This is a genomic window from Roseiarcus sp., from assembly GCF_052145395.1.
Taxonomy (GTDB): Bacteria; Pseudomonadota; Alphaproteobacteria; order Rhizobiales; family Beijerinckiaceae; genus Roseiarcus.
The window spans coordinates 1-3,074 of sequence record NZ_JBKQOT010000353.1; the positions used below are offsets into that span (position 1 = coordinate 1).

Annotated in this window: 3 protein-coding genes; 1 reads left to right on the top strand and 2 read right to left on the bottom strand. The window is 61.5% G+C overall.

The genetic code is table 11. The features are described 5' to 3' along the window. The first annotated feature begins 415 nt into the window (after window positions 1-415). Window positions 416-730: a hypothetical protein gene (locus ACLP25_RS11880; protein ID WP_442469403.1), complete on the top strand. Its 315-nt coding sequence runs from the start codon at window positions 416-418 to the stop codon at window positions 728-730. Between the two features lie 1,513 nt (window positions 731-2,243). Here ACLP25_RS11880 and ACLP25_RS11885 read toward each other — a convergent pair. Further along, window positions 2,244-2,543, bottom strand: coding sequence for a DUF2934 domain-containing protein (locus tag ACLP25_RS11885; protein WP_442469404.1), 300 nt, complete (start codon window positions 2,541-2,543; stop codon window positions 2,244-2,246). Between the two features lie 32 nt (window positions 2,544-2,575). Then, window positions 2,576-2,854, bottom strand: coding sequence for a cyclase (locus tag ACLP25_RS11890; protein ID WP_442469405.1), 279 nt, complete (start codon window positions 2,852-2,854; stop codon window positions 2,576-2,578). Between the last annotated feature and the right edge of the window lie 220 nt (window positions 2,855-3,074).

A 3,074-nucleotide genomic window follows, 5' to 3' on the forward strand; every position in this document is an offset into this window, starting at 1 on the left:
GATGAGCAGGGATTGACCAAGGTGGCAATGGCCGCGCGGATGAAGACCAGCCGCCGTCAGCTTGACCGGCTGTTTGATCCGAAGATTCCGTCGGTGACGCTCGACACGCTGCGCCGCGCCGCCAACGCGGTCGGCCGCTCGCTCCGCATCGACCTGGTATGATGCCTTGATATTGCGGCTGTGCGCGGGATCGACGGGCGGCCAGAGCGTTGATGCACAGGTCAAGCGTATGGGGCCGGTCAACTGAAAATCTCGAGGCATGCCGAACGTTCGAGCCAGATCCGCGGCCTTTATTTCACGCTTCGGTGTCTTCCGATGTTTCCGTCGTCCGTACTGCTCACTCGCCACCGGGCAGCGCGCAGAATGGTGGTATTGAAGTACGCATCACCGCAATTGCGTAATTGGAGAAATGAGCATGACCGTGATGGATTTCATCGAGGCGTGGTGGCTCTCCGTCCGAGCGCTGCTGGAGTCCGCTGCTGTTATCGGTCGGTTCGAGCGATCGCCGGGCAACCAACTGAATCCGTCTTGTAGTCTGAATTTACGTCGTAACGAGCTAGAATCTGATCTTTTGGTGTGGGAGTCTGGCGAGGCCGAACTTTCCGCGGTGGAACCCGATGGCTCTGTCAGGCAGCAACACTTTGAAGATATTAGGAAGCCACCAGATTTCGGCACAGTACTATCGCGACTCGTTGCCTTGGCGTCATATACGTCAATCGATCTAAAGTGATCTTGCCGCAGAGAGTTAAGTTACGGCGACACTTATTTCAATTCCGTGTTTTGCCATCAGCTCCTGCAGATTGGTGAGGCCGACGCGGGCCGCGCCGCTGCACGATCAGATGCTTGAGCAACCGTCCCCGGGTCCGGTCGTGGACCGGGAGAGCGCCGGGGTGAGGGGCGGCGCCGACCTATCCCGAGAGGTCAGCGACGCCCCTCATCCGGCGCCAAAGGGCGTTTGCCGGGACGCCCGTCTTTCGACGCGTTAAGCCGGCCGCGACAGTTCGGCTTTGCCGCTCGTGCCGAGTGCGATATCCGATTGTTTGGCGCCTGGCGCGCGGGGTTACGGTGACAGGCGCTCAAATCCCTTCTTGCGGAGCAGCTGACGTCGTTTTCGGTTTGGGTCCGCGTCTGGCGGGGGCGAGGGTTCGGCCAAGATGCGCTTCCGCGCCGCGAATGAAGGTTTTGGACCCGAGCGGGCGGCCGATCAACTCGGAGCGTCGCAAAGCGATGAACGCCGGATCGTCGGCGTCGGTTTCCATCAGGTCGGCGAAGCGCGACGCGGTCGAGGACCGGGCGCACTTTGACCAGGGCGTTGTCCTCGCCCTGCGCATGCGCGCGGACGCTGGAATCGGGCCAGTCTTCGGCCCGTGCGACGAGGCGCGCGAACTGGATCGAGCGCGACGTAGCGCACGGCGGCGATCAGGCGGTCCTCGTCCATCGGAACCGAGCCGAAGCGCCCTTGAAACAGATGGCCGGTCTGGCGAGCCGGGCGTTGACGAAGCCGGCATAGAGGCGGTGGGCGCGGGAAAGGCCAAGCCAAGCCCCGAGGCGTCGGACGGCGTAAGGATCAAGTGCGCGTGGTTGGGCGTCTGGCAATAAGCCCAGACCTCGACGCCGAACTTGCGGCACGACTCGGCGAGCGAGTCGCGATAGAGGGCGTAATCGTCATCGCCGAAGAAAATCCGCTCGCCCCGGTTGCCTCTCTGGGTCACGTGATGAGGGACGCCGTAATTCGTCATGGCGCCCCCTGACAGAGGTCGCGCCGCTCATGGTTCGGCTGGCGGACGTCCGGGCCGAGGCGGCACAACCCTGAGCCGATACACCTCAACCTTCGTCTCGCGTGCGATCGCTTTAGTGACTGAGCGCCAATATCGCACCGAAGAGAAGTCATTGGCCTCGCGCCCAATTCTGTCGGCCGCATCGAACGCGCCGGGCCCGAAACGTTGGATCAGCGATTCCGCCTGCGCTTCGATCCATCTCGCCCTTTGGCGCTCCCGTTCCAGAAACGAAAGCATCTGCCAACTCCTCAGAAACAGGCCGCGGCCGGTTCGCGGCGACCCGATTTCGGTTCCTCCCCAACGTCAGCCCGATTAGGCGCAAGCGTGGCATTGATCCTCGCCTGAGCCGCCTCAGCCGCAGCGTCGAGTGCTTTGGCCCAGGTCAATAGAGCTTCGCATTGCTCTGATTCTTGCTTGGTCATCTGTATTGAATTCCCGGACGCCTAACGTCGCCGCGGCATGGGGTCAGAAGCTCGGGTCCCGCCCTCGCTTCCCCCAATCCGCTGCCGTTTCACAACGAACATTCGCAGACTGGCGAACCGGGGCGCCGAGCTTTCGCTTGCCCGTCACCCCGTTGCGTTCGAATTCGTCTTTCGCGGCAAACCAGAATTCCGCGCTGCGTCCCTCGGGTCTGCCCGCGTGGTCCCACAGGCAATAGGCGTGTTCGCGGATGATCCGCTCGGTAAAGTTCATGGTCTGCGTCCTTCCTCGGCCGCATTTGGCGCAGGCTTCAGCCGGCCGACCGTTGTCGTTGACAGTCAGCATCTCGCTTTGCGGAGTTCCGCGCAGGCGGCTGCTCAAACCGAGAAGTGGAAGCTCGTCGGGCCGACGACGCCGGCCTTCTGCATCGCGGCCTTCAGATCCTCTCCTGTGAACCAGGCGCGGGCCCTCCCCATGTCGGCGACATCCTGGAGGATCACGATGTCATTCGGATCTTCGGCCCCGCGAAAAACCCTGCCGTTGGTAACGCCAGCCGCAACGCGGCTTTTCTCGCCATCGTCATAGCCCGTGCGCCAGCTGCTGTAGTCGTTGACTTTGTGATGAATTGTGAGGTTTTCGGACGGATATGCTCTCATCGCTATTGTCCAAGGAAAATGAAATTTAATCTCGAATTTATTCCCCGAGCGTGATACTTGATATATAAACGTTCTTCATGAATACAAGCCAGAATGGCGGCTCGAACACAGATTATTCGGCGCGTGACTTTTGTTCCCCGGCACCCGCAAGGATCGCGCGTTGAATGGCGGCTCCTTGTCGGCTGGCACGGCGTCTTCGGCCATCGCCAGGATCATCGCG

Bases quoted from the DNA above. Each gene is read 5' to 3' on its own strand.
- ACLP25_RS11880 (WP_442469403.1), top strand. From the start codon at position 416: ATGACCGTGATGGATTTCATCGAGGCGTGGTGGCTCTCCGTCCGAGCG.
- ACLP25_RS11885 (WP_442469404.1), bottom strand. From the start codon at position 2,543: ATGCTGACTGTCAACGACAACGGTCGGCCGGCTGAAGCCTGCGCCAAA.
- ACLP25_RS11890 (WP_442469405.1), bottom strand. From the start codon at position 2,854: ATGAGAGCATATCCGTCCGAAAACCTCACAATTCATCACAAAGTCAAC.